This is a genomic window from Pseudomonas sp. O230, assembly GCF_045447035.1.
In the GTDB taxonomy this organism is placed as follows: Bacteria; Pseudomonadota; Gammaproteobacteria; order Pseudomonadales; family Pseudomonadaceae; genus Aquipseudomonas.
In genome coordinates, this window is the sequence record NZ_JBJGXN010000001.1 from 557,636 (window position 1) to 584,494 (window position 26,859).

The following is a 26,859-nucleotide window of genomic DNA, read 5'->3' on the forward strand; positions in this document are numbered from 1 at the left end:
GCGGGCAAGCCCGCTCCCACAAGGATTGCGCTGAACCTGTGGGAGCGGGCTTGCCCGCGAAGGCGTCCGCGAAAGCACCAAGGATGCATGATGAGTCGCTGCTTTTACTTATCCAGCTCGTCGAGCGCGTCCTGCAGTTCCTTGCGCGACTCGGCCAGTTTGTCTTTGCGTTTGTTGATCTTCTCGGGATCGCCTTTCTTCATAGCCTTGTCGAGGTCGGCCTGACGTTTGCTGACTTCATGCTTGGCGTCGAGGACCTTGTTTTCCCGCTCCTTCTTCAGCGAAGCGTCGGTGCAATGTGCGGTGACTTCGCTCAGCGCTGTTTCCAGGCCCGCTTGCTGATCGGCGTTGCCATGGGATTTGGCCAGCTCGATCTGGTTGATGATGCCCTGTTTCTTGGCGGCACAACCGGTCAGCCCCGGGGCCTCTTCGGCGGCCATCAGTGGAACGGCCATCACGCTGCAGAGGGTCAGCAGGGCGAGCGGTGAAAGGAATTTCATAAAAGCTCCATGTGCAAGTGCAATCGGGTCGATAGGGCGATGGGCGTTTGAGCCCATCGGCATCTTTGGGTTCCCAGGTGGGCGAGTATCTGCGGTCGCTAAAAACCGTCGATCCCCGCCGCACGTAATGTTTCGCTCAAGGCCAGGACCTGCGGGTCGCGGAAAAATGCGCTCAATTGCGCCGCGCGTCCCGGCCCTATTCCGGCTTCGGCCTGCCATTGTTCGGTGTTTCGTTGTGCCAGTTCCTGCCAGGAGTCGGCGAGGCGTGCCTGGCCGGTCGGTGGTAAACCCAAGGCTTTGAGCCAGCGAGTAAAAGGCCGTTGGTGGGCGCTGTTGAAACTGTTCAGGAGACGAGTACTGCTGCGCTCGCCGAAGCCGTTAATGTTAGCAAGCTCTTGAGCATCGAGTGTCAACCAATCCAGTAGGCCATTCAGGTGGCCTGTTTCGAAAAGCTTCTCCCACGTTCCGGGTCCGACATGAGGCAAGGCCAGCCCTTGCTTGCCGCTGAGCCAGGTCAGTCGCGCGAGAAATTGGCTTTCGCAGCCCGGCGTCGGCTGCCAACAACTCAAATGATGAAAGTCGGCTGCCAGCGGCGCCTTCAGCGCCGGGCGTTCGGTGGCTTGCCAAACGACGCCATCGAGCCGGGGAATGGTCAGCCCTGCAAGGCTGATGGACACCTGGTCACCGGGCCGGATGTCCAGTTCCGCCCAGCGGCGCAGGGAGCTGACGCTAACGCGCTTGATCTGCCGGTCATCGAGCGTCACCGGTTTCAGGTCCAGGACGGGGGTAATCCGTCCGGTGCGACCTACCTTGAAGTCGACTTTGCGCACTTCAGCTAACGCTTGGGCGAAAGGGTATTTCCAGGCGACGGCCCAGTGCGGTGTTTTCACCTGCCAACGTTCGGCCGAAGGGCGTTGGCTCTGGCGCAGGACGACACCGTCACTGGCAAAGGGCAGGGGCGAGCGATACCAGTGATCGCGCCAGTGTTCGGCATCGGCAAACGTCTGCACCGGCTGACTGTAAGGCGCGATGCTCGGCAAGCCCAGCTCAGCCAGCGCGGCAATGCGAGCGGGCAAGCCGGCCGGGCCTTGTGGCCATTCCCAGATAAACAAGCCGATACCGGCGGCTTGCTCAGGGGTGAGTTCCCGGCGCGCCATCAAGCCGGCCACGGTGGCGCGAGCATTGAGGCTTCCGGCCTTGACTTGCACATGGTCGGCCAGTCGCCAATAGAGTTCGCCTTGCACCAGCAGGTCCAACGGTTGCGACAGTTGGCGGGGGATGGTGGGGATCAGTTGCGCCGAGGTCGTCCAGTCTTGCCCATTCACGCCGTCACCGCGACTGATCGCCTGATGTAGCACGCCGTTGCGATAGATCAGCGTCACGGCTACGCCGTCAACCTTGGGTTGTATCCAGATGTCCTCGCGGCTGCGCAGCCAGTTTTCGACTGCATGACTATCCCGAACTTTTTCCAGCCCCGTGTGGGCAATAGGGTGGTTTACCTTGCCGCCAGCGGTACGCAAGGGTTCGGGCGCCAGATCCAGGTCAAGACACTTTCGCCATTCGGTCAGCCGTGCACGGGACTGATCGTAGAGTTCGTCGGCGACCAGTGAGCGACCATGGCGGTGATAGTTGTCGTCCCAAATGTCGATTTTTTTTTGCAGGGCGGTGATTTCGTCCAGTGTCCGGGCGGGTGACCAGTCGGGGCAGTCGGCTGCAGTTGTAGTGAGGCAAAAAAAACTCAGGAAGAAAGCCGGAAACAGGCGCAGAAGCATCGTGAGCGTCCTTGCTCAATTGGAATATACGAAGGCTAGTCAGTATTTTCTGGCGGTGGAGGCGGGTGTTTTGCCTGGTGTTACCGGGTGACTGGGCTTGCTCGTGAGAGCCGCGATTCGCTCCCAAACGCTAGGCAATAAAAAGCCCCGCACGGCGAACCGTGCAGGGCTTTTGGGTACCGCCGGGGAAGTCTTACAGGCCGGCAGCCAGACGAAGATCGTCAGCGCGGTCGGTTTTTTCCCAGGTGAACGTGGTGAAGGTGTCTTCGCCCACGGTCTTGGTCGCCGGAGTGCGACCGAAGTGGCCGTACGCTGCGGTTTCCTGGTACATCGGGTGCAGCAGGTCGAGCATGGTGGTGATTGCGTATGGACGCAGGTCGAACACTTCGCGAACCAGTTTGACGATTTTGTCGTCGCTGATTTTGCCGGTGCCGAAGGTGTTCAACGAGATCGAAGTCGGCTGAGCAACACCGATCGCGTAGGAAACCTGAATCTCGCAACGCTCGGCCAGGCCGGCAGCGACGATGTTCTTCGCCACGTAACGACCGGCGTAGGCAGCCGAACGGTCAACCTTCGATGGATCTTTACCGGAGAACGCGCCGCCGCCGTGACGGGCCATGCCGCCGTAGCTGTCGACGATGATCTTGCGACCAGTCAGACCGCAGTCACCTACCGGGCCACCGATGATGAACTGGCCGGTCGGGTTGATGTGGAACTGGGTGTCTTTGGTCAGCAGTTCGGCAGGCAGCACGTGCTTGACGATCAGCTCCATCACGCCTTCGCGCAGGTCTTTGTACGACACTTCAGGATTGTGCTGGGTCGACAGTACAACAGCGTCGATACCGACAACCTTGCCGCCTTCGTAACGGCAAGTCACTTGCGACTTGGCGTCCGGGCGCAGCCAAGGCAGCAGGCCTGATTTACGAGCTTCGGCCTGACGCTGAACCAGTTGGTGCGAGAAGGTGATCGGTGCTGGCATCAGCACGTCGGTTTCGTTGCTGGCGTAGCCGAACATCAGGCCCTGGTCGCCGGCGCCCTGATCTTCAGGCTTGGCACGGTCAACACCCTGGTTGATGTCAGGGGATTGCTTGCCGATGATGTTCATCACGCCGCACGTTGCGCCGTCGAAGCCGACATCGGAGCTGTTGTAGCCGATGTCCAGAATGACGTTACGGACGATTTCTTCCAGGTCGACCCAGGCCGACGTGGTGACTTCACCTGCGATGATTGCCACGCCGGTTTTTACCAGCGTTTCGCACGCTACACGGGCGAACTTGTCTTCAGCAATGATGGCGTCCAGCACCGCATCGGAAATCTGGTCGGCGATTTTGTCCGGGTGCCCTTCGGACACGGACTCGGAGGTGAAGAGGGAGTATTCGCTCATCTCGATTTTTTCCTGAATTTACCGATGGTGAGTGTCGCCAGCCGGTCGCTGAAAATGGCGGACCTGAATCTGGAAACCATTACGTAAGCCTACATAGAGGCTTTCCCCGGGAACGAGTCCCGCAGCGGTGGCCCAACGGGCCAGATCGTCCTGTTCAAACCCCAACCAGAGATCACCGCAGGCCTCCCTGGCCCAACTCTGGTTGTGGCTACATAACTCTGTCACAAGCAGGCTACCGCCTGGTTGCAGCAAACCGGCCATGTGCTTGAGTGCATCGGCCGGCGCGGCAAAATGGTGCAGCACCATGTTCAGTACAACGCAATCGGCCTGAAGGCTTACACCGTTCAATGCATCGGCCAGTTGCAGGCTGACGTTAGTCAAAGATTCACGATCGCAGACCTGGCGCGCCAGTTCGAGCATCGCTGCGCTGTTGTCCAGCGCCGTCACGTGGGTGAAGCGGCGCGCCAGCTCCGGCAGAAAAGCGCCGTCGCCGGGGCCGATTTCGATGGCCGTGGCGCCTTCACTGAAACCCAGCTTGTCGAGCAAGGCCACTACGCTTTCGCGGTACTGCGGCAGGCCGGCAATCAGGTCTTGCTGGGCGCGAAACTTCTCCGCGACCCGTGAAAAAAAGTCCTGACTGGCCGCTGCTCGTTGCCCGTGGACCTGACCGATCCGCGACTGCACGTCGGCAGGCAGGGTCAGGTTGTCCACTTCATCGAGCAGCGCGGCATGCAGCTTGCCACCCAACAGATCGGTGTGAGGCAGGGCGCGACGGTAGAAAATCGCATTGCCTTCACGACGCGTCGCGACCAGGTCGGCCTGGGCCAGCACCTTGAGGTGGTGACTCATCCCTGACTGACCGATGCCGAAAATCTGCGCCAGCTCCAGTACACCAAACGAGTCGTTGGCCAGTGCGCGCAATACATTCAGACGCAGAGGATCGCCGCCAGCCTTGCACAAGGCCGCCAGCTCATCGCACTCGTCATGTTGAATGGAAGGCACGCGTAAATTCATAGGGCCAGCAGTCTAGTGACGGTCAGAAAGCACCGCAAGAGCAATATCAAAAAGTTTTGATATTGCTCGATAGATGGCACTTCTCGCAGAAAGGGTCAGTCTACAAATCGTCAGCGGAAAGGTTTCATCAGGCGAATGCGACTTTATCCACCGGAAAAACGCCTTCAGATGACTATCTGTCATTGCCCCGAGGCGGGTCGGTGAGGGAAAATGCTCGCCTTTTTTCCGATTCGTTTTATTCACTCTCGATTCAATATCCGCAGGAGAACAGCGATGCCCAGCCGTCGTGAGCGTGCCAACGCCATTCGTGCCCTCAGCATGGATGCCGTGCAAAAAGCCAACAGCGGCCATCCCGGTGCCCCTATGGGTATGGCGGATATCGCCGAAGTACTTTGGCGTGACTACCTGAAGCACAACCCGAGCAATCCATCGTTCGCCGACCGTGACCGCTTCGTGCTGTCCAACGGCCATGGCTCGATGCTGATCTACTCGCTGCTGCACCTGACCGGCTACGACCTGTCGATCGATGACCTGAAAAACTTCCGCCAGCTGCACAGCCGCACCCCGGGTCACCCGGAATTCGGCTACACCCCTGGCGTCGAAACCACCACCGGTCCACTCGGCCAAGGCCTGGCCAACGCCGTGGGTTTTGCCCTGGCAGAAAAAGTCCTGGCGGCGCAATTCAACCGTCCGGGCCACAACGTTGTTGATCACCACACCTACGTGTTCCTGGGTGATGGCTGCATGATGGAAGGCATTTCCCACGAAGTCGGTTCGCTCGCCGGTACTTTGGGCCTGGGCAAACTGATCGCCTTCTACGATGACAACGGCATCTCCATCGACGGCGAAGTCGAAGGCTGGTTCACCGATGACACCCCTAAGCGTTTCGAAGCCTACAACTGGCAGGTGATCCGCAACGTTGACGGTCATGATCCTGAAGAGATCAAGACCGCCATCGAGACCGCTCGCAAAAGCGCGCAGCCGACCCTGATCTGCTGCAAGACCACCATCGGTTTCGGTTCGCCGAACAAACAAGGTAAAGAAGATTGCCACGGCGCCCCATTGGGTGACGCGGAAATCGCGCTGACCCGTGCTGCGCTGAAGTGGAACCACGGCCCGTTCGAAATCCCGGCCGACATCTACGCCGAGTGGGACGCCAAGGAAGCCGGCCGCGCGGCCGAAGCCGAGTGGGATCAGCGTTTCGCTGCCTACTCCGCGGCTTTCCCTGAGCTGGCCAACGAACTGGTCCGTCGTCTGAGCGGCGAACTGCCGGCCGACTTCGCTGAAAAAGCCTCGGCTTACATCGCTGAAGTCGCGGCCAAAGGCGAAACCATCGCCAGCCGTAAAGCCAGCCAGAACGCCCTGAATGCGTTCGGCCCACTGTTGCCGGAGTTCCTCGGCGGCTCCGCTGACCTGGCCGGCTCCAACCTGACCCTGTGGAAAGGTTGCAAAGGCGTCACCGCCGAAGACGCCAGCGGCAACTACGTGTACTACGGTGTTCGCGAGTTCGGCATGAGCGCGATCATGAACGGCGTGTCCCTGCACGGCGGCCTGGTGCCTTACGGCGCCACCTTCCTGATGTTCATGGAATATGCGCGCAACGCAGTGCGCATGGCCTCGCTGATGAAGAAACGCGTGGTGTTCGTCTACACCCACGACTCCATCGGCCTGGGCGAAGACGGCCCGACTCACCAGCCAATCGAACAACTGACCAGCCTGCGCAGCACGCCGAACCTCGACACCTGGCGTCCAGCCGATGCCGTTGAATCGGCGGTTTGCTGGAAAGCGGCCATCGAGCGCAAGGATGGCCCTTCGGCGCTGATCTTCTCGCGTCAGAACCTGCAGCATCAGGAGCGCAGCGCGCTGCAGATCGCTGACATCGCCCGTGGCGGTTACGTGCTGAAGGACTGCGCAGGCGAGCCTGAGCTGATCCTGATCTCGACCGGTTCGGAAGTGGGTCTGGCCGTTCAGGCTTACGACAAGCTCACTGAACAGGGTCGCAAAGTGCGCGTTGTTTCGATGCCTTGCACCAGCGTGTTCGATGCTCAGGACGCCGACTACAAGCAAGCGGTTCTGCCGTTGCAAGTCAGCGCCCGTATCGCCATCGAAGCCGCTCACGCGGACTACTGGTACAAGTACGTGGGCCTGGAAGGCCGCGTCATCGGCATGACCACCTACGGCGAGTCGGCGCCTGCGCCTGCCTTGTTCGAAGAGTTCGGTTTCACCCTGGAAAACATCCTGGGTCAGGCTGAAGAGCTGCTGGAAGACTGATCCGGAAAATGTGTCGTCTGAACTGACGCCATCGCGGGCGAGCCCGCTCCCACACGGATGATGTAGATCCCTGTGGGAGCGGGCTTGCCCGCGATAGCGGTAGTTCAGGCAGCGCTGCAATAATGGATTCACTACGGTAATCGAGAACCCCATGCCTCAACCGCGTCCCTACAAAGTTGCACTCAACGGCTATGGCCGGATTGGTCGTTGCGTCTTGCGTGCGTTGTTTGAGCGAGGGTCGGCGGCCGGGTTTGAAATTGTCGCGATCAACGATCTGGCAGACATGGCCAGCATCGAATACCTGACACGCTTCGACTCCACGCACGGGCGTTTTCCCGGCGAAGTGAAGGTCGACGGCGATTGTCTGCATATTAATGGTGACTGCGTGAAGGTCCTGCGCAGTGCCACCCCCGAAGGCATCGATTGGGCGTCGCTGGGCGTCGATCTGGTGCTGGAGTGCTCCGGCGCTTACCACACCCGCGAAGATGGCCAGCGTTTTCTCGACGCCGGTGCGCCGCGCGTGCTGTTTTCCCAGCCGATGGCCAGCGAGGCGGATGTCGACGCCACCATCGTCTACGGTGTGAACCAGGATTGCCTGACCGGCGACGAGCTGCTGGTATCGAACGCGTCCTGCACCACCAACTGCGGCGTGCCGCTGTTGCGCCTGCTGGATCAGGCCATCGGTCTGGAATACGTGTCGATCACCACCATCCACTCGGCGATGAACGATCAGCCGGTGATCGACGCCTATCATCACGAAGACTTGCGCCGTACGCGTTCGGCGTTTCAGTCGGTGATTCCGGTGTCCACTGGTCTGGCGCGTGGCATCGAGCGCCTGTTGCCGGAACTTGCCGGACGAATTCAGGCCAAAGCCGTGCGGGTGCCGACGGTGAACGTGTCTTGCCTCGACATTACGATGCAGACCGTCAGCGACACCGACGCCACCGAGGTTAACCGGATACTGCGCGAGGCTGCCACCAGCGGCCCGCTCAAAGGCCTGCTGGCCTACACCGAGTTGCCTCACGCCAGTTGCGATTTCAACCATGACCCACATTCGGCGATCGTCGATGCCAGTCAGACCCGAGTTTCCGGCCCACGGCTGGTGAACATCCTGGCCTGGTTCGACAACGAATGGGGTTTTGCCAACCGAATGCTGGACGTTGCAGAACACTATCTGCAAACAGCAACTTCAAAAAAACCGTAGGAAGTGCGACCCATGACCGTGTTGAAGATGACCGACCTCGATCTGCAAGGTAAGCGCGTATTGATCCGCGAAGACCTCAACGTCCCAGTCAAGGACGGTGTTGTCACCAGCGATGCGCGAATCCTGGCCTCGCTGCCGACCATCAAGCTGGCCCTGGAAAAAGGCGCGGCCGTGATGGTCTGCTCGCACCTTGGCCGCCCGACCGAAGGCGAATTCTCGGCCGAGAACAGCCTCAAGCCTGTCGCCGACTACTTGAGCAAGGCCCTGGGCCGTGAAGTGCCGCTGGTGGCCGATTACCTGGGCGGCGTTGACGTGAAGGCCGGCGACATCGTCCTGTTCGAAAACGTGCGCTTCAACAAAGGCGAGAAAAAGAACGCTGACGAACTGGCCCAGCAATACGCCGCCCTGTGCGACGTGTTCGTGATGGACGCCTTCGGCACCGCGCACCGCGCCGAGGGTTCGACCCACGGCGTGGCCAAGTTCGCCAAAGTTGCGGCTGCTGGCCCGCTGCTGGCCGCTGAACTGGACGCACTGGGCAAAGCCCTCGGCGCCCCGGCCCAGCCAATGGCCGCCATCGTTGCCGGTTCCAAGGTCTCGACCAAACTCGACGTGCTGAACAGCCTGAGCCAGATCTGCAACCAGCTGATCGTCGGCGGTGGCATTGCCAACACCTTCCTGGCGGCGGCCGGTCACCCGGTCGGCAAATCGCTGTACGAACCGGACCTGCTGGACACCGCCCGCGCCATCGCCGCCAAAGTCAGCGTGCCGCTGCCGGTCGACGTTGTCGTCGCCAAGGAATTCGCTGAAAGCGCCACTGCGACCGTCAAGCTGATCGCCGACGTCGCGGCAGACGACATGATCCTGGACATCGGCCCGCAGACCGCGGCGAATTTCGCCGAGCTGCTGAAGTCGTCCAAGACCATCCTGTGGAACGGCCCGGTGGGCGTGTTCGAATTCGACCAGTTCGGTAACGGCACCAAAGTGCTGGCCCAGGCCATCGCAGAAAGTTCGGCGTTCTCCATCGCGGGCGGCGGCGACACCCTGGCGGCCATCGATAAATATGGCGTCGCAGATCAGATCTCCTACATTTCTACCGGTGGCGGCGCATTCCTCGAATTCGTCGAAGGCAAAGTGTTGCCGGCGGTGGAAGTCCTGGAAAGTCGGGCCAAGGCCTGAGGTCGCTGATTTGACCAGGCAAGGGAGTGTTCACATGGTCAAGGTGCTCGCGCTGTTGATCGTTGCAGGTTCGCTGGCCGCTTGCGGGAGTAACCCGAAAGCCAAGCCGGAACCTGCGCCGCAGTCGGTGGAGAAAGGCTGCTACCAGGCTGACTGGCAAGCGGAAACCAACCCGGTGCTCAACAAGCGTTCCGGGCCTGACGGACTGGACAAATACGAAACACAGACCCCCGCCAAGGAACGTGGTTGCCCTTGACGGGTCTGACTCCTTACTCAGGGCTGGCAGCGTGCGCCGTCGGTCGAGGAACACGGATGAAAGGTTTTATCGCCATTACGGCGCTGGCTCTGCTGGCAGGTTGCTCGAATTTCAACCTGTTCAAGCCGGCCGAATCGACGGACAGCTGGACCACCTGGACCTGCGACAGTCAGGCCAAAGTGGTTTGGCGCTACACCGACGACAGTCGCAAGGCCGTCGACGTGCGCCTCGGCGGGGCCGATCAGGTCTATCGCTTGAAGCTCGAGCCGGGCGCCGAAGGTTCGCTGTACAGCAACGACATGCTGGCGCTTCACATAAAAGGTGAGGAAGGCCTGGTTTACTGGGTCGCCACCAACGATTTGATCGGCCGCGGTTGTAAAGCGCAGTAATTGATACACCACAGATCCAATGTGGAAGCAGATCGAAATGTGGGAGCGGGCTTGCTCGCGAAGGCGGCGGGTCAGCTTGCGCAAATGTTGAATGTTGAACCGCATTCGCGAGCAAGCCCGCTCCCACAGTGGATCTGTGTAGTTCTTGAGAATTTTGCAACACCGAATTCGCAGGCCGGGCTGACCCCCGATCTGCAATAACTTGAATAGCCGCCGCCGCTCCGGCAGGCTGGCACGATTAACGACCCAAACCGGGAGAGACACACACAATGGCACTTATCAGCATGCGCCAGATGTTGGACCACGCAGCCGAATTCGGTTACGGCGTTCCAGCCTTCAACGTCAACAACCTTGAGCAGATGCGCGCCATCATGGAAGCCGCTGACAAGACCGACTCCCCGGTGATCGTCCAGGCTTCGGCCGGTGCTCGCAAATACGCCGGCGCGCCGTTCCTGCGTCACCTGATCCTCGCGGCAATCGAAGAATTCCCGCACATCCCGGTGTGCATGCACCAGGACCACGGCACCAGCCCTGACGTCTGCCAGCGCTCCATCCAACTGGGCTTCAGCTCGGTGATGATGGACGGTTCCCTGGGCGAAGACGGCAAGACCCCGACGGACTACGACTACAACGTTCGTGTCACCCAACAAACCGTGGCCCTGGCTCACGCCTGTGGCGTCTCGGTAGAAGGCGAGCTGGGTTGCCTGGGTTCGCTGGAAACCGGCATGGCCGGTGAAGAAGACGGCATCGGCGCCGAAGGCGTTCTGGATCACAGCCAGATGCTGACCGACCCGGAAGAAGCCGCTGACTTCGTCAAGCGCACTCAGGTCGACGCCCTGGCCATCGCCATCGGCACCAGCCACGGCGCTTACAAATTCACCAAGCCGCCTACCGGCGACGTGCTGGCCATCGACCGCATCAAAGAAATCCACAAACGCATCCCGAACACTCACCTGGTCATGCACGGTTCGTCTTCGGTTCCGCAAGAGTGGCTGGCGATCATCAACCAGTACGGCGGCGACATCAAAGAAACCTACGGCGTACCGGTTGAAGAAATCGTCGAGGGCATCAAGCACGGCGTGCGCAAGGTCAACATCGACACCGACCTGCGCCTGGCATCCACCGGTGCGATGCGTCGCCTGATGGCTACCAACCCGAGCGAGTTCGACCCGCGTAAGTTCTTCGGCGCGACCGTAACGGCGATGCGTGATGTGTGTATCGCTCGCTACGAAGCCTTCGGCACCGCCGGCAACGCTTCGAAGATCAAACCGGTCTCGCTGGAAGCGATGTACCAGCGTTATCTGAAAGGTGAGTTGAACGCCAAGGTCAACTAATCCTTCAGCGTTTTAGCCGCATAAAAAACCCGCCGAGAGGCGGGTTTTTTTATGGATGATTTTACTTGTCGTGATCAATATCCAGCTTGCTGAACGTCACTTTCCCGCCTTCACTGGTGTACCCGGTGTTGTCCTGCACATACACCCCGGCCTTGAAATACAACGGTTTGACCCGCCATGTGGCGCTGATGTTGGTGTCCCACTGGTAACCCGCGGCACTGATGCCCAGCGCACCGCCGGGGCTGAGGTGGATGAGGTAGGAAAACTCCTGATCCAGCTTCACGCCGGTGGCGATGGTGATCACCCGGCCTTCGCCGTCATCAGGGTGCATACGCACTTTGGCGACGATGTTGCCGGTCTTGCTGCTGGTCTTGTACTGATACTCGACCTTGACCATGGGCTTCTGGCTTTCAAAGGCGTGGATCTGGCCGATGACGATTTTGCCCGAGCTCGGCACCTGGTTTATCGCCAGCGTGGCACGCAGGGCGTTGTCGGCGTCCGGGTAGTACCAGTTTTTCAGGGTGCCGTTGCTGTAGGTTTCCCGCAGTTCGGTGCGCGGATATTTAGCGTTTTCGGTTTTCGTGCCGGTCACCGGCGACCAGAAAAACAGAGTGCCGGTGTCGGAATGGAAGTATTGATCCTTGAAACCCTTCACCAGTTTGGCTGTTTCAACGGTGTACGGCGGGTTGCCGACGGGAACACTGAGGTTCCAGGATGCGAGATCGATCATAGGCAAAGCTTCCACGAATTTTGCAGCACGGACGTACCAGAAGCTCTGGCACGCGCCTTGGAGGGCGCTCTTTATAAGCGTAGAAGGCGGTTTTGTTAACGACTGCCTGACAAATGGATGACGTCAAAATCCTGTTAAAAGGCCATCTTTCCCGGTTTTAGCGGGCTGTAGAGGCGACCGTTAGTCGGCAAATGAACCCTTTGGTTAAATGATGGCGTACTGACAGCTTCTGCTTTTGCAGATCCCGGTCTAGAGTGAAGGCTTGTTACGTGTCCGGTTTTCACGAGAAACCGGCCTGACGCCCCGACATAGAGAAGCAGCATGGAATGCGCGCAACCCACGCCAGCTGAAGGCGGCTCAACCCTTTTAATCGTCGATGATTACCCTGAAAACCTGATCAGCATGCGCGCGTTGTTGCAGCGCCAGGACTGGCAGGTCATCACCGCTGCGTCCGGTTTCGAAGCCCTGAGTCTTTTACTCGAACACGATATCGACCTGGTGCTGCTGGATGTGCAGATGCCGGGCATGGACGGCTTTGAAGTGGCGCGCCTGATGCGCGGCAGTCAGCGTACCTGTCTCACGCCGATCATTTTCCTCACCGCCAACGAGCAGTCCCAGGACGCCGTGATCAAGGGCTATGCCAGTGGTGCGGTGGATTACCTGTTCAAACCGTTCGACCCGCAGATTCTCAAGCCCAAAGTCCAGGCGCTGCTCGAACATCAGCGTAACCGCCGGGCGTTACAGCGCCTGAGCCACGATCTGGAGGTCGCGCGCGCCTTTAATGCCTCGGTGCTGGACAACGCCGCCGAAGGCATTCTGGTGGTCGGTGAGGACGGTCTGATCCGCTTTGCCAACCCGGCGATGTCGCGATTGCTTAATGCCACGGTGCAAGACCTGCAACGCGAAGAGTTTCTGAATTACCTGCAAAAGCCACATGTTCCGGTCTGGGCCGACTCCGAACTGCTGGCCGGTTACAAGCGCGGTGAGACTTTGCGCCTGCACGATGCGCTGTTGCGTACGGCACCGGGCCAGCAGGTGCCCGTAGCACTTTCATGTGCGCCATTGCCCACTGAGCAACATGCGATGGTGGTGACGGTGCTGGACATGTCGGTGGTGCGTCATCTGCATCAGCAACTGGAATTTCAGGCGGTGACCGACCCATTGACCGGCCTGCTCAATCGCCGTGGTTTCTATCAGACCGTGGAAAACCTGCTGCTGCGCGGTGAGCGCTCTGACAGCGCGTGGGTGTTGCTCTACCTCGATCTCGATGGGTTCAAGCGGGTCAACGATTCCCTTGGCCACGACGCCGGCGACCGGGTGTTGCGCTGGGTCTCCGAACAATTGAAAGCCTGCCTGCGGCCTTTCGACATTCTGGCGCGCATGGGTGGCGATGAGTTCACCGCACTGCTCGACCTGGAGTTCCCCGAGCAAGCGGCCAAGATTGCCGAGAAGCTGATTGAACGGGTGTCTATCTGTCAGCAGATTGATGGCCTGGATATCGCCCTCGGCGCCAGCATCGGCATCGCCACGTATCCGGATTGCGGGGCCAATCTCGATGGTTTGCTGCGTGCGTCCGACATCGCGATGTACGAAGCCAAGCGTGCCGGGCGTCAGCAATATCGCTTCTATGACCATGACATGAACGGACGGGCGCGCTCACGGTTGATGCTCGAAGAAAGTGTGCGCACCGCTATCGAAAACCGTGATTTCAATCTGGTGTATCAACCGCAGGTGCCCATTGCCGGAGGGCAGATTCGCGGGTTCGAAGCACTGCTGCGCTGGCAGCATCCAAGCGTCGGCGATGTGCCGCCCGGACTGTTTTTGCCGTTGCTGGAGGAGGCGCGGTTGATCAGTCGTCTGGGCAGCTGGATTTATCAGCGCGGTGCCGGGCAACGTAAAGCCTGGGAAACCTTGTTTGCCGAGGACTTGGTGCTGGGCGTCAGTTTGAGCAGTACACAGTTCAGCATGCCCAACCTGGTCACCGAGTTGCGTCAGGTGCTGGAGCGCCATGGCTTGCAGGCGCGGCATCTGGAAGTTGAGGTCACGGAAGAGGCCTTGATGCACAACCCCGAGGAAACCCGCAAACAACTGCGCCTGCTGCGCAATCTGGGGGTGCGGGTGGCGCTGGACGATTTCGGTTCCGGGCCATGCTCGTTGACTCATCTGCGCGACTTGGAGCTGGACACGCTCAAGTTCGATCGCCATCTCATCGCTCGCTTGCCAGCGTCTTCGCGGGATGCGGCGCTGGTGCGCAATGTGATCGACCTGTGCAAGCAGTACGGGATGCTGGTGATTGCCGAAGGGGTGGAAACCGTCGCGCAATATGAATGGCTGCAAGCCAATGGCTGCGAGTATGTGCAAGGTTTCCTGGTGGCGCGGCCGATGATGGCCGAGGACGTCGGCGACTTTGTGCAGCCGTTCGACTGGAGCACGTTGATCGATTGAATTCGCTACACTGGCGGCCTTTCAGTAATTGATGTTGCCCTCCCGATGACTGCGTTGAAATACCTTCAGGCCTATCCCGTTGAGTTGCAGGACCAGGTGCGCTGGCTGATCACCGAAGGTCGGCTGGGCGATTACCTGGACAAGCGCTACCCGCAAAAGCACGACGTGCAGAGTGACAAGGCACTGTATGCCTATGCCCTGGACCTCAAGCAGGAACACCTGCGTAACGCCCCGACCATCGACAAAGTGTTGTTCGATAACCGTCTGGACCTGACCCATCGTGCGCTCGGCCTGCACACCACGATCTCGCGGGTGCAAGGCGGCAAACTCAAGGCCAAGAAGGAAATTCGCGTGGCCTCGCTGTTCAAGGAGGCACCTTCCGAATTCCTGAAAATGATCGTGGTGCACGAGCTGGCGCACTTCAAGGAATCGGATCACAACAAGGCGTTCTACAAACTGTGCGAACACATGTTGCCGGGTTATCACCAGGTCGAATTCGATTTGCGGGTGTACCTGACGTGGCGGGATATGCAGTAGCCGAAGGAGTGTATGGATGGACGTAAGCAAGACCAAAAGCAGCTTCTATCGCCGCTTGTACGTGGCGTACCTGATTGACAGCGGGCTGGCCAGCAGCGTCCCGGCATTGACCGAAGCGACCGGCATGCCCCGGCGCACGGCGCAGGACACCATTGCGGCGTTGGCGGATCTGGACATTATTTGCGAGTTCGAGCAGGAAGAGGGCGCGCGCAATCATGCCGGGCGTTATCGGATTCGCGAGTGGGGAGCGATTGATCGGGGGTGGATCGAGCGCAATCTGCGGCAGATCAAAGCGGTGTTGGAGTATCCCTGAAATTTGCGGTGCCAGTTATGACGCCATCGCGGGCAAGCCCGCTCCTGCAAGGGATGCGTCGTGCGCAAATCCGGCGGCCACGCAAATCCTGTAGGAGCTGGCTTGCCAGCGATAGGGCCCTCAAGGACGACGCATCCCGATATGCGGAATACCATCCTCCAGGTATTCCTCACCCGCCACGACAAACCCGTACCGCCCGTAGTACCCCTGCAAATGCGCCTGGGCCGACAGATAAACCGGCACGTCAGGCCAGCGTTTTTGCGCCTGCTTCAACGCCTGGGCGATCAGCTCATGACCCAACCCTTTGCCGCGCGCCTCCGGGGCGGTAAGCACCCGGCCGATCACTACATCGCCGCCCTGAAGTTCCGGGTCGAGCAAGCGCAGGTACGCCACCAGCCGATCACCGTTCCAGGCCATCAAGTGGCAGGTGTCACTCTCGAGGTCCTGGCCGTCGATGTCCTGATAGACGCATTTCTGCTCCACAACGAATACCTCTGCGCGTAGCTGCAGAATGGCGTACAGCTGCTCTTTGCCCAGATCGCTGTGGTGCTTGCAGATCCAATCGATTGTCATTTTCACATTCCGTTGACCAAGTCGCTCCGATACTAATCGCCTCGATGAAAGATGTCTTTATGGCAGAGAAATCTGTGAAAAAGGCCAAAATGCCATCATTCATTTCGCGCGGCGTTGTCTTCTTTGTGTAATCTGGGGTGAAGCGCTGTGCAGTGGCTTCGATGAGCTAATGTCAGTACCTGGGTTTCGCCGGTACGGGGCCCTGGAGTTTTGGCTGAAAAAACGTCGGGCAGCAGCCCGCTAAGGATTTTCGAGCATGCCGCGATTGCATCGAGCTTTGGCCTTGACCGGATTGCTGTTGCTGACTCAGAGCGCGGCAGCGGAAAAGCTGCGGCTGGTAGCCGATTCATGGCCGCCCTTTACCGACGCCACACTGATCAATGGCGGCCTGGCGACGGACATTGTCAGCACCGCGTTGGCGCGGGCCGGCTATGCCAGTGACTTTGAGCAAGTGCCCTGGGCGCGCGCCCTGATGGGTGTTGGCGAGGGACGTTACGATGTGCTGGTGAACGCCTGGTATACCGAAGAGCGCACCAGACTTGGCCAGTTTTCCGGCGAGTACCTGCTCAACCGCGTGCGCTTCCTCAAACGCAAGGACGCACCGATCGAATACAACAACCTGGAGCAGTTGCACACCTACCCGATTGCAGTGGTGCGCGGTTACGCCTATGCACCAGCGTTCGATGAGGACGCCTCGCTTCAGAAAGTCCCGGTGCACAGCTTCGCCATGGCCGTGCGCATGGTCGCTGCCGATCGGGTCAAGCTGACGCTGGAGGACGAATACGTCGCGCGTTACTACCTGGCACGGGAGTCAGCCAAGGTGCGCAATGCCGTGGAGTTCCTGCCCAAGCCGTTGAGCGAGAACAGCCTGCACATTCTGGTCAGCCTGAAAAACCCGCATCATGAAGAGATCGTGGCCAATTTCGACCGCGAGATTGCGGAGATGAAAGCGGATGGCAGTTATGAGCAGCTGATGAAGCAGCACGGGATGTAGTTTTTGTGGGGGGCTGATGGCGTCATCGCTGGCAAGCAAGCTCCTACAAGAGATCGGTGTTGCCTACTTTAGGCGCTGGCTTGCCAGCGATGAGGCCTGCCCAGCCACTACAGATTTCAATCCTCGCCAGTGTCCTTGATCAAATGCGCCGCCAACGTTCGCAATGGCCCCAACTGCCGGCAGATCAACGCCAACTGCGTCTGCACCAATCGCTGCCCCTCGTCGATCTCGTCCGGCATCTGTTCCAGCTCATTGGCCAGTGCCTCTTCTTCATCGCTCTGAATCGCAATCGGCAGTTTGCTCGCCAGCCCTTGAGCGATCTCATCGATGCTGGCCGCCAGTTTCACGCCGGCTCCTTCGATCAACTGTTCGCGCACGTCCGTCGGCAACAAGGTTTCACGGTGTGCACCCAGTCCTGACAAATAGCTGAGCAAGGTGTGTGACAGCACCAGGAAGCGGAACCCGACATCCGCTTCCTTACGGAAATGCCCCGGCTCCATCAGCATGTTGGCGAGTGTCGTCGACAGCGCGGCATCGGCGTTGTGCGCGTTGCGCCGGGCCAGGCGATAAGCCAGGTCGTCGCTCTTGCCGGCGGCGTATTGCTGCATGATCTGGCGCAGGTAAATGCTGTTGCAGGTCAGGGTGTTGGCCAGCACTTTGTTCAGGCGTCGGCCCTGCCAGTCCGGGAGGAACAGGAACACCGCCAGGCCGGCGATCAGGCTGCCGAGCAAGGTATCGAACAGTCGCGGCAGGAACAGCCCATAACCATCGCCGACCTGATTGAAGCAGAACAGCACCATCAGCGTGATCGCGGCCGTGGCCAGGGTGTAGCGGGTGGTGCGGTTGATAAAGAACACCACGCCAGCGGCGATGGCGAAACACGACTGGATCAGCGGATTCGGGAACAGATCGAACAGCGCCCACGCCACGGTCAGGCCGATGGCGGTGCCGATGATCCGCTGACCGAGCTTGCGGCGGGTCGCGCCGTAGTTCGGTTGGCAGACGAACAGCGTGGTGAGGATGATCCAGTAACCTTGCGAGGGGTGAATCAAATGCACCATGCCGTAGCCGATGCTCAACGCCAGGGGCAAGCGCAGGGCGTGGCGGAACAGCAGCGAGGTCGGCGTCAGCTGCGTGCGCAAGCGTATCCACACATCCTTGAGGCTGCGTGGTGAACGGTCGAGCAGGCTGCTGTCGGTGGCGTCGGCGAGGGCGTCGGGGTTACTGGCGTCGCTGAGCAATCGATCAAGCGTGCCGAGGTTGGCCGCCAGTGCGCGCAAGGATCGCAGCAGACCGCGCCAGGCCGGGTTGCTCTGGATGCGCAGATGTTCAAGGGACGCGTGCAGGTCGCTGAGGGCTTCGGCGAAACTGGCGTCATAGATGAACGGCTGGCGCATCTGGATCGATTCCGCCAGCGCCCGGCAAGCCTTGCCCTGCTGGCGCAGCAGGCGCTGACAGCGGAACAGCACGTCGCTGTGGAAGAAGGCATCGGCCAGCGCGTTGTAGGGGTAGTGCGAGGAACTGGCGCGCTCGTGGATGTCTTGAGCGAGAAAATACAGCTTCAGGTAGCGGCTGACTTTCGAGCCCGGTCGCCCGTTGCCGACCCGGTGCAGAATGATTTCCTTGGCGGCGTTCAGGGCTGCCACGACTCGACCGTTCTGCTGGGCCAGTTCCAGTCGTCGCGCTTCCACGTTCATCTGCCGGATCGGTTCGAACAGCGACGATTTCAGCTTTAGGTAAAAGCCCAATTCACGGAATAGCCGCGCCAGGCTCTGCTGCACCGGTTGGTTGGAAAACATCGCCTGCCACAACACCGAGAGCAAGCCGTACCACGCCGCGCCGGCCACCAGCAGCACCGGTTCGTGCCAGAAATCGGTCACTGCGCCGCCGCGCTGGTCCACGCCGATCATGGTGTAGACCGACAGAATCAACGTCGCCGAGGCAATCGCGCCATAACGCTCGCCGAGTGCGCCGAGCATGGTCAGGCAGAAGCTTGCCAGGGCGAAGGCGATGATGAATAGGACGGGGTAGGGGAAGAGCAGTTCGACGGACAACGCAGCGACGATAAAGCAAACCAGCGTTACGGCCAGTGAATTGAGGCGGCCCTGCCAACTGTCGTCGGTTTCGGCCAGGGCGCTGGCGATGATCCCCAGGAACAACGGGATCAGCAGCCCCATTTCATCCTGATACCAACACAGCGCCATGCTGCCGGTCAGGGCGATGAACACCCGCACGCTGTAACTGAATTTATCCAGCGCCCAGAGGCGACGCAGGGACTGACGAAAAGGGGTCGATGGCATGAAGTGCGAAGGCCTTCCGAGGCAATGACGCTAAATTGAGCCAGTAATGACGCCGACGCAATGGCGCCGATCACATCTGACAGCAAAATCTGTTCCTTAAGTTCCCTGTCGTCTGTCAGGACGCCTTCGCCAGCAAGCCGGCTCCTACAAGGTTTGCGTCATGCCCGGATTTTGTGGCGAACGCAAAACCTGTAGGAGACGGCTTGCTGCGGGCGGCGTTGCGACGAAGAACGATAACGCGGTGTGTCAGACGTATTGCGCTGCCGCGTAGCCCGATGCCCAGGCCCACTGGAAGTTGAAACCGCCCAGGTGCCCGGTCACGTCGAGTACTTCGCCGATGAAATACAAACCAGGGCTTTTCAGCGATTCCATGGTCTTGGATGACACTTCGTTGGTATCGACGCCACCCAGCGTCACTTCCGCCGTGCGGTAGCCTTCGGTCCCGGCCGGTACCACTTTCCAGCTCGCCAGTTTCTCGGCGATGTCGGCAATTTCCGCGTGGGTGTATTGCTTCATCGGTTTCGAGACGAACCAGTTGTCCGCCAACAGATTGGCCATCTTCTTGGTGAAAATCTCGCCAAGCAGGGTTTTCAGTTCGCTGTTCGGACGTTCGGCCTGCTGCTGTTGCAGCCAGCTCGGCACATCGTGATCCGGCATCAGGTTGATCTCCACCGAGTCGCCGGACTCCCAGAACGAGGAAATCTGCAAGATTGCGGGACCGCTGAGGCCGCGATGGGTGAACAGGATGTTCTCGCGGAAACTCTGATCGTTGCAGCTCACCAGGCAATCGACCGACGTGCCGGACAGCTCGGTGCAAAGCTCTTTGAGCTGATCGGTGATGGTGAACGGCACCAGGCCGGCGCGGGTTGGCAACAGTTCGTGGCCAAACTGCTTGGCGACCTGATAACCGAAACCGGTGGCGCCGAGGGTCGGGATCGACAGACCGCCGGTGGCGATCACCAGCGATTCACAGGTGATCTGGCCCAGTGTGGTGTCCAGCAGATAACCGCTTTCCAGCTTCTCGATGGTCTGGATCGAGGTATCCAGGTGCAGGCTGACGCTGACCTGATCGCACTCGTTAAGGAGCATCTCAAGGATGTCGCTGGATTTGTTATCGCAGAACAGTTGGCCGAGTTTCTTCTCGTGGTATGGCACGCCGTGCTTGGCGACCATGCCGATGAAATCCCACTGGGTGTAGCGCGCCAGTGCGGATTTGCAGAAATGTTCGTTCTGCGAGAGGAAGTTGCCCGGTTCGGTGTACATGTTGGTGAAATTGCAGCGGCCACCGCCCGACATCAGGATTTTCTTGCCGGCCTTGTTCGCGTGGTCGAGCAACATCACCTTGCGCCCGCGCCCGGCGGCGGTCAGTGCACACATCAACCCTGCGGCGCCAGCGCCAATGATCACGACTTCGGTAGAGCGCAAAACGGTGTCCTCATACAAAATTCAGATTCACCGACAAACCAATGTGGGAGCGGGCTTGCTCGCGAAGCGGCCGGCACATTCAACATGGATGTTGTTTGTCAGTCCGCCTTCGCGAGCAAGCCCGCTCCCACATTTGATCTCTGTCAGCCAGACGATCCCTTACAAGATACGCACGCGCAACGAACGGCCCTTGATCTTGCCGTCGTTCAAACGCTGCAAGGCTTGCTTGGCGATCCCGCGTTCAACCGCCACATATGCCTGGAAGTCGAAGATCGCGATTTTGCCTACCTGGGCGCCCGGAATCCCGGCATCGCCGGTCAGTGCGCCAAGAATATCGCCCGGACGAACCTTGTCTTTACGGCCAGCGCCGATGCACAACGTGCTCATCACCGGCAGCAACGGGCCACCACCCTGGGAGGTGAGGTTTTCGATCTGATCCCAGTTCAGCTGCGACTGCTGCAGTTTCTCGATGGCTTGGGCGCGGATGGCTTCGGACGGCGCCACCAGGCTGATCGCAATCCCTTTCTCACCGGCGCGGCCGGTACGGCCAACACGGTGGATGTGGATTTCCGAGTCGCGGGCCAGTTCGACGTTGATCACCATGTCCAGCGCATCGATGTCCAGACCGCGGGCGGCGACGTCGGTGGCCACCAGAACCGAAGTACTGCGGTTGGAGAACATCGCCAGCACCTGGTCGCGGTCACGCTGTTCCAGATCGCCGTGCAGGCCGACGGCAGAAATACCTTTGGAGGTCAGGTGATCAACGGTTTCCTGAACCTGCTGCTTGGTGTAGCAGAACGCCACGCAAGACGCCGGACGGAAGTGGCCCAGCACTTTGGTCACGGCGCTCATGCGCTCGTCCGGGGAGATTTCGTAGAAGCGCTGCTCGATCTGCGTGTCGTCGTGGAACGCTTCGGCTTTGACGATCTGCGGGTTGCGCATGAACTTCGCGGCCAATTGCTTGATGCCCGACGGGTACGTGGCCGAGAACAGCAGGGTTTGGCGACGTTGCGGGGTCTGGGCAATGATTTCTTCGATGGAGTCGTAGAAACCCATGTCGAGCATGCGGTCGGCTTCGTCGAGGATCAGGGTGTTCAGGCCATGCAGGATCAGCGAACCCTTGCGCAAGTGCTGCTGAATCCGGCCCGGGGTGCCGACGATGATGTGCGCGCCGTGCTCCAGAGAACCGATCTGCGGGCCGAAGGACACGCCGCCGCACAGGGTCAGAATCTTGATGTTGTCTTCGGCGCGGGCCAGACGACGGAGTTCCTTGGCCACCTGGTCCGCCAACTCGCGAGTCGGGCAAATGACCAGCGCCTGGCAACCGAAGAAGCGCGGATTGATCGGATTCAGCAGGCCGATACCGAAGGCGGCGGTCTTGCCGCTGCCGGTCTTGGCCTGGGCGATCAGGTCCATCCCTTTCAGGATCACCGGCAAGCTTTGCGCCTGGATCGGCGTCATCTTGGCATAACCCAAAGAGTCGAGGTTAGCCAGCATGGCGGCGGACAGCGGCAAAGTATTAAAAGCGGTGGCGATGGTGGTCACGGGACTGGCCTGCAAAACAAAATGTCGCGCAGTGTATCAGCCCCGTGGCCATTGGCCCTAAGGTTCGATGTGTTCTTCCGGACGTTTGACACGCCGTCCGTCTTTCTTTGACAGCTGCGAGAAGATCGTTGCAGCCAGCATTGCCATGATTCCGACCGTCACGAAGGTCAGTTGGAACGCGCCCAGCACGGTGTCCACGCCATCGTTTCCGACCTCTGCCGTGAACCCGCCAAGCAGCGCACCGGCGCACGCGACGCCCAGGCTCAAGGACAATTGCGCGACCACCGACAGCAGGCTGTTGCCGCTGCTGGCGCTGGCGTCGTCGAGGTCGATCAGGGTTACGGTGTTCATCGCGGTGAACTGCAAGGAGTTGATTGCGCCGAGAACCGCCAGCATGCCCAGCAGCAGCCAGTACGGCGTCTGTTCGCTGACCAGGCCCATGCTCGCCAGCATCAACCCCAGCGCCAGGGTGTTGCCGGTGAGCACGATGCGATAGCCCAAGCGCTCGATCAGCGGCCGGGCGAACCACTTGGCGAACATCGCCGCCGCCGCCAGCGGCAACATGCTCATCCCTGCCTGAGAGGGCGAGTAACCCAACGCCACTTGCAGCAACAACGGCACGAGGAACGGCAACGCGCCGCTGCCCAGCCGGGCGAACAGATTGCCGAGAATGCCCACGGCGAACGTTCGGGTCTTGAACAGCGACGGCGCGAACAGCGGGTTTTCGATGTGCCCGGCCCGCAGCCAATACGCTGCCAGGCAGGCCATGCCGCCGAACAGCAGCAACATCACGCGCAGATGCGGCAGGTGCAGTTCGCCGAGGCCTTCCATGGCGATGGTGATCAGCACCATCGCCGCGCCAAACAGCAAGAAGCCGAGGCTGTCGAACCGCGTGCGTTCAGTGCCGCGCAAGTCGGGGATGAATTTCCACACCGCATAGCAACCGACAGCGCCGACTGGCAGGTTGATCAGGAAGATCCAGTGCCACGTCAGGTATTCGACCATCCAGCCGCCCATCGTCGGGCCGATCAACGGGCCGAGCAGGCCGGGAATGGTGATGAACCCCATGATCCGCACCAGTTCCGAGCGCGGGTAGGCGCGCAGCACCACCAGCCGTCCGACCGGCAGCATCAGCGCACCGCCCAGCCCCTGAATCACTCGGGCGCCGATCAGCATGCTCAGGCTGCTCGACAAGGCGCAGAGCAATGAGCCGAAGCTGAACAGCAGGATCGCGCCGAAGAAGATTTTCTTGGTGCCGAAGCGGTCGGCAATCCAGCCCGAAGCGGGGATCAGCAAGGCGACGGTAAGCATGTAGGCGATGATCACGCCCTGCATGCGCAGCGGGTCTTCCGCCAAGTCGCGGGCCATGGCCGGCAGGGCGGTGTTGAGGATGGTCCCGTCGAGGGACTGCATGAAGAAGGCAATGGCGACGACCCACGGCAACCAGCGGGCGGTGACGGCATCGAGAGGCTGGCGGTTGGGCATGGGACCTCAGGGTTTGAGTCGCAGAAATCTTGGTGTTTCCCCAATCCCTGTAGGCGCTGGCTTGCCAGCGATGGCGGACTGTCAGGCGACAGTGATGTTGGGTTTGCCGGCCTCATCGCTGGCAAGCCAGCTCCTACAGGTTTTGCATCGTTACGGGATTTGCGGGGTTACAGGGTTAGCGTCAGGCGGCTGATCAGTGCGCCCGGCAACAACGCCGAAGCCGTGGCCCGCTGGCTGTAAGTGCTCGCCGACAGCAACAGCTCACGCTCTTCGGTCAACGCTTCCAGTTGTGAACCCAGCAAACTGTACGCACTGTCGTCAAAACGCATGGTGCTGACCGGCGCCTGTATCTCGCCGTTCTCGACCCAGAACGTCGCAAACCGTGTCATCCCGGTCATGCGTGCTCCCGGCTGGTCCGAGTAGTTCAGGTACCAGAGGTTGCTGATGTACAGACCCGTGCCCAGTTGCTTGAGGATCTCTGAATCCGGCAGTGCGCCCGACGCCATGTTCAGCGCCGTCGGCGATTCACCGCTGCTGGCGCCGTTGGCCGTCAGGCCGTACTCGGCGGCGCTGCGTGAGCCGACCAATTGCGCGCTGGCCTTGCCTTCGACGATCAGCTTCAGGTCAGTGCGTGGATACCCCTCACCCGAAAAGGCCGGGCTCAACGAGCCGCTGACGTGCTCGTCGAGGGACACCAGTGGACTGAACGAATGGTCGCCCGCGTAGAGTTTCTGCAACGGACTGCTCTTGCTGGCAATCGACTGCGCCGAGAAACCACCCCAGGACAACATGCCCATGATTTCTTCCAGCGCGGCCGGCGCCAGGTAAGCGCGATACTGACCCGGAGCCAAGGTACGCAACGGCCGACCCAGAAACTCAAGTTGCTCACGCGCCTGTTGGAAGCGCCGGGCAAACCCTTCGCTGTTCCAGTCATGCCCGGCGTAGCTGGCTTTTACCGCCTGACCGTTCGCATGGAACAGGCTGAAGTCGAAGTTGAAACTGTTGGCCTGATGCCAGCCGAACGCGCCTGAAGAACTGGCGAAGCCGCGACTGATCGGGCCTGCGGCATAGAAGCCGACCAGGTCCAGCCCTTCGGCGGCCCGGGTGATTTCGGCGACCACCTGCTCGGTATCTGGCAGCGGATGCTCTTGCACGTTCTTGCTTTGCCAGCCGGTGTAGTTGAGCAGCAGATACGGATCCTGCGGCAGCAGCGGCAGGGTGTCGCGCAACTGTTGCAGGCCTTCGGCCAGACGCTGAGCGTCGACGTGCGCATCGCCCGACAGCGTAATGTCGAGGTCAGCGTGACGACCGTCGTTGATCAGTTTGAGACCGACGCTCGCCTGTTGCACCTGGCCGGCCTGCCGCACCTTGGCATGGTTGAAACGCACGAAGGCCGACGACTCGGCGGCGTAGCTGAGGGTGAATTGCTCCGGCTCGCGAATCGCCTCGTGCAACCCGTTGACCAAGGCCTTGAACGAATCAGCCTGACTTTTTGCAGTGCTCATCAGGCGTCTCCCCCAAACACATCCACATTGCTGAACACACAGGCCGGCGATGCATGGCCGACACGGATCACCTGATTCGGTTCGCCCTTGCCGCAGTTCGGCGTACCCAGAACCTTGAAAGTGCTGGCGTCGCCAACGGCGCTGAGGTTTTTCCAGAACTGTGCGGAAATCGCCCGATAATTCGGGTTTTTCACCACGCCTTTGAGTTCGCCGTTTTCGATCAACTGGCCCCACTCGCAGCCAAACTGGAACTTGTTGCGCGCGTCGTCGATGGACCAGGAACGGTTGGTGCTCATCAAAATCCCATGCTCGATATTGCCGATCAGTTGTTCCAGCGGCTGATCGCCGGGCTCGATATTGAGGTTGGCCATGCGATCAATCGGTGGGCGGTTCCAGCCGCAGGCGCGGCTGTTGGCGACGCCGTCCATGTCGGCACGGAATTGCGAAAGTGCGCCGCCCAGTGGGCGCAGCAGCAAGCCTTCCTTGATCAGAAATTGCTTGCTCGCGGCGGTGCCGTCGTCGTCATGGCCGTAGCTGGCGAGCTGCTCGGGAATGTCCGGGTCGAAGGTGACGTTGAGCAGCGTCGAACCGTACTGCAAATGGCCGAAGTCTTCTGCCTTGACGAAACTGGTGCCGGCGTAATTGCGTTCATCGCCGAGGATGCGATCCAGCTCCAGCGGATGGCCGATGGATTCGTGGATCTGCAGCATCATCTGATCGGGCATCAGCAGCAGGTCGCGCGGGCCTTGCGGGGTGTTCGGCGCCAGCAACAATTGCAGCGCCTGATCCGCGACTGTCGGGCCTGCACCGATCAGGCCGCAACGGCTGATCACGTCGGCGCCGCCCTGCTGACCGAAGTTTTCGCGGCCGAGGCTGCGGGTCTGGCTGTCGTTACCGTCGTAGGCGGTGACATCGAGGCCCGGGTAGACGAAGCGTTGGGCCTGGCGCAGCTCGGCGCCGGCGCTGTTGAGGTAGATCTGCTCAACGTGGGTGATGCCGACGCTGACCTGCCAGTTCACCAGTCGCTCGTCCTTGGGCACCGACGCGGATTCGGCGCCGAGCAGTTGGTAGCAATCGCTCAGGGACGGGAAGGGCTGGTCGAGGTTTGGCGAAAAATAGTCGGCGCGGTCGCTGGAAACGGCTTGGTCGCGCAGGTCGAGCAGGGCGTGAGGCTTGAGCAGGCGAGCTTGTTGCTCGGCTCGGTCCAGCGCCGATTGCAGGCCTCGCGGCGACAGGTCGTTGGTCGCGGCGTAGGCTTCGACACCGTTGACGCGCACGGTCAGCATCGCGCCTTCGTCACGGCTCAGGCTCGGAGGTTCGGCGACGTTCTTGCGCACCGACAGGTACTGGCCGGACTCGCGCACATAACGCAACGAAAAGAATTCAGCGCCCGTGCGCAAGGCAGCAAAGCGCTGCTTGAGCTGGGGGTGGAAATCGAACATTCGGGAACCTCCTTGGTCTGGAGTGGCGGTGTAGCGGTGTTGCGCGGGGGGTGAAACGTTTGCGTGGCGCTAGATTAGGCCTGGGCGGGGGGTGGGATCAAGGGCGGTGCTGTGTGGGGAGGGTTTGCCGGGAGAGGTGTGGTGTTTGGTCTGCCCTCATCGCGGGCAAGCCCGCTCCCACAGGTATTGTGTCGGATTGAAATTTTGATCCGACCGAGATCCTTGTGGGAGCGGGCTTGCCCGCGATTGGCAGCACCGCGGTGTT

22 protein-coding genes are annotated in these 26,859 nt (G+C 60.4%); 10 read left to right on the top strand and 12 right to left on the bottom strand.

Annotated elements, in window-relative coordinates; all coding sequences use genetic code 11:
• Positions 1-104: 104 nt before the first annotated feature.
• From ACI77H_RS02680 to ACI77H_RS02695, 4 genes are all read right to left on the bottom strand, one after another.
• Positions 105-500 carry a DUF1090 domain-containing protein gene (locus ACI77H_RS02680; protein WP_407010212.1) on the bottom strand — a complete coding sequence of 132 codons (396 nt, stop codon included), beginning with the start codon at positions 498-500 and terminating at the stop codon, positions 105-107.
• A gap of 98 nt (positions 501-598) precedes the next feature.
• Positions 599-2,272 (bottom strand): NAD-dependent DNA ligase LigB, encoded by a 1,674-nt coding sequence (gene ligB / locus ACI77H_RS02685; RefSeq protein ID WP_407010214.1) that lies wholly within the window; start codon positions 2,270-2,272, stop codon positions 599-601.
• 193 nt (positions 2,273-2,465) lie between these two features.
• Positions 2,466-3,656: a methionine adenosyltransferase gene (gene metK / locus ACI77H_RS02690; protein WP_123434685.1), complete on the bottom strand. Its 1,191-nt coding sequence runs from the start codon at positions 3,654-3,656 to the stop codon at positions 2,466-2,468.
• 18 nt (positions 3,657-3,674) lie between these two features.
• Positions 3,675-4,670, bottom strand: coding sequence for an ArsR/SmtB family transcription factor (locus tag ACI77H_RS02695; RefSeq protein ID WP_407010215.1), 996 nt, complete (start codon positions 4,668-4,670; stop codon positions 3,675-3,677).
• 273 nt (positions 4,671-4,943) lie between these two features.
• Here ACI77H_RS02695 and tkt point away from each other — a divergent pair, with 273 nt between their 5' ends.
• The 6 genes from tkt to fba all read left to right on the top strand — a co-directional run bounded on the left by tkt (position 4,944) and on the right by fba (position 11,300).
• Entirely contained in the window at positions 4,944-6,941 is a 1,998-nt protein-coding gene (tkt, locus tag ACI77H_RS02700) for a transketolase (protein WP_407010216.1), read from the top strand.
• Between the two features lie 151 nt (positions 6,942-7,092).
• A complete protein-coding gene (gene epd, locus ACI77H_RS02705) occupies positions 7,093-8,145 on the top strand; it encodes an erythrose-4-phosphate dehydrogenase (RefSeq protein ID WP_008033294.1) in 1,053 nt (350 codons plus the stop codon).
• Between the two features lie 12 nt (positions 8,146-8,157).
• On the top strand, positions 8,158-9,321 hold the full coding sequence (locus ACI77H_RS02710) for a phosphoglycerate kinase (RefSeq protein ID WP_033060390.1): 1,164 nt from the start codon (positions 8,158-8,160) through the stop codon (positions 9,319-9,321).
• A gap of 34 nt (positions 9,322-9,355) precedes the next feature.
• On the top strand, positions 9,356-9,577 hold the full coding sequence (locus tag ACI77H_RS02715; RefSeq protein ID WP_407010217.1) for a hypothetical protein: 222 nt from the start codon (positions 9,356-9,358) through the stop codon (positions 9,575-9,577).
• Positions 9,578-9,633: 56 nt separating this feature from the next.
• Entirely contained in the window at positions 9,634-9,966 is a 333-nt protein-coding gene (locus tag ACI77H_RS02720) for an MliC family protein (RefSeq protein ID WP_407010218.1), read from the top strand.
• Between the two features lie 269 nt (positions 9,967-10,235).
• Entirely contained in the window at positions 10,236-11,300 is a 1,065-nt protein-coding gene (gene fba, locus ACI77H_RS02725) for a class II fructose-bisphosphate aldolase (RefSeq protein WP_029297347.1), read from the top strand.
• A gap of 61 nt (positions 11,301-11,361) precedes the next feature.
• Here the strand turns inward: fba and ACI77H_RS02730 are convergent, their stop codons facing one another.
• Positions 11,362-12,030, bottom strand: a complete 669-nt coding sequence (locus tag ACI77H_RS02730; RefSeq protein ID WP_407010219.1) for a polysaccharide lyase family 7 protein — start codon at positions 12,028-12,030, stop codon at positions 11,362-11,364.
• A 321-nt stretch (positions 12,031-12,351) separates the two neighbouring features.
• Between ACI77H_RS02730 and ACI77H_RS02735 the strand changes: the two genes are divergently transcribed.
• The 3 genes from ACI77H_RS02735 to ACI77H_RS02745 are packed head-to-tail and all read left to right on the top strand — an operon-like array spanning position 12,352 to position 15,325.
• The gene (locus ACI77H_RS02735; protein ID WP_407010221.1) at positions 12,352-14,475 is read left to right on the top strand and encodes a putative bifunctional diguanylate cyclase/phosphodiesterase; all 2,124 of its coding nucleotides are present in this window, start codon (positions 12,352-12,354) and stop codon (positions 14,473-14,475) included.
• Positions 14,476-14,520: 45 nt separating this feature from the next.
• On the top strand, positions 14,521-15,012 hold the full coding sequence (locus ACI77H_RS02740) for a M48 family metallopeptidase (protein WP_407010222.1): 492 nt from the start codon (positions 14,521-14,523) through the stop codon (positions 15,010-15,012).
• Between the two features lie 16 nt (positions 15,013-15,028).
• Positions 15,029-15,325, top strand: coding sequence for a helix-turn-helix domain-containing protein (locus ACI77H_RS02745; RefSeq protein WP_010466964.1), 297 nt, complete (start codon positions 15,029-15,031; stop codon positions 15,323-15,325).
• 120 nt (positions 15,326-15,445) lie between these two features.
• Here ACI77H_RS02745 and ACI77H_RS02750 read toward each other — a convergent pair whose 3' ends face one another.
• Entirely contained in the window at positions 15,446-15,898 is a 453-nt protein-coding gene (locus ACI77H_RS02750) for a GNAT family N-acetyltransferase (protein WP_407010224.1), read from the bottom strand.
• Positions 15,899-16,154: 256 nt separating this feature from the next.
• Between ACI77H_RS02750 and ACI77H_RS02755 the strand changes: the two genes are divergently transcribed.
• Complete coding sequence (locus ACI77H_RS02755; RefSeq protein ID WP_407010225.1) at positions 16,155-16,892, top strand: substrate-binding periplasmic protein; 738 nt, start codon at positions 16,155-16,157, stop codon at positions 16,890-16,892.
• 116 nt (positions 16,893-17,008) lie between these two features.
• Here ACI77H_RS02755 and yccS read toward each other — a convergent pair whose 3' ends face one another.
• The 6 genes from yccS to ACI77H_RS02785 all read right to left on the bottom strand — a co-directional run bounded on the left by yccS (position 17,009) and on the right by ACI77H_RS02785 (position 26,594).
• On the bottom strand, positions 17,009-19,192 hold the full coding sequence (yccS, locus tag ACI77H_RS02760; protein WP_407010227.1) for a YccS family putative transporter: 2,184 nt from the start codon (positions 19,190-19,192) through the stop codon (positions 17,009-17,011).
• Between the two features lie 246 nt (positions 19,193-19,438).
• Positions 19,439-20,617, bottom strand: coding sequence for an NAD(P)/FAD-dependent oxidoreductase (locus tag ACI77H_RS02765; protein WP_407010229.1), 1,179 nt, complete (start codon positions 20,615-20,617; stop codon positions 19,439-19,441).
• Between the two features lie 159 nt (positions 20,618-20,776).
• Positions 20,777-22,162 carry an ATP-dependent RNA helicase DbpA gene (dbpA, locus tag ACI77H_RS02770; RefSeq protein ID WP_407010231.1) on the bottom strand — a complete coding sequence of 462 codons (1,386 nt, stop codon included), beginning with the start codon at positions 22,160-22,162 and terminating at the stop codon, positions 20,777-20,779.
• A gap of 57 nt (positions 22,163-22,219) precedes the next feature.
• Positions 22,220-23,647, bottom strand: coding sequence for a multidrug transporter subunit MdtD (gene mdtD, locus ACI77H_RS02775; RefSeq protein ID WP_407010233.1), 1,428 nt, complete (start codon positions 23,645-23,647; stop codon positions 22,220-22,222).
• 167 nt (positions 23,648-23,814) lie between these two features.
• Positions 23,815-25,152, bottom strand: a complete 1,338-nt coding sequence (locus ACI77H_RS02780) for a TldD/PmbA family protein (RefSeq protein ID WP_407010234.1) — start codon at positions 25,150-25,152, stop codon at positions 23,815-23,817.
• Entirely contained in the window at positions 25,152-26,594 is a 1,443-nt protein-coding gene (locus tag ACI77H_RS02785; protein WP_407010235.1) for a TldD/PmbA family protein, read from the bottom strand. Before ACI77H_RS02785 ends, ACI77H_RS02780 begins: the two co-directional genes overlap by 1 nt.
• Between the last annotated feature and the right edge of the window lie 265 nt (positions 26,595-26,859).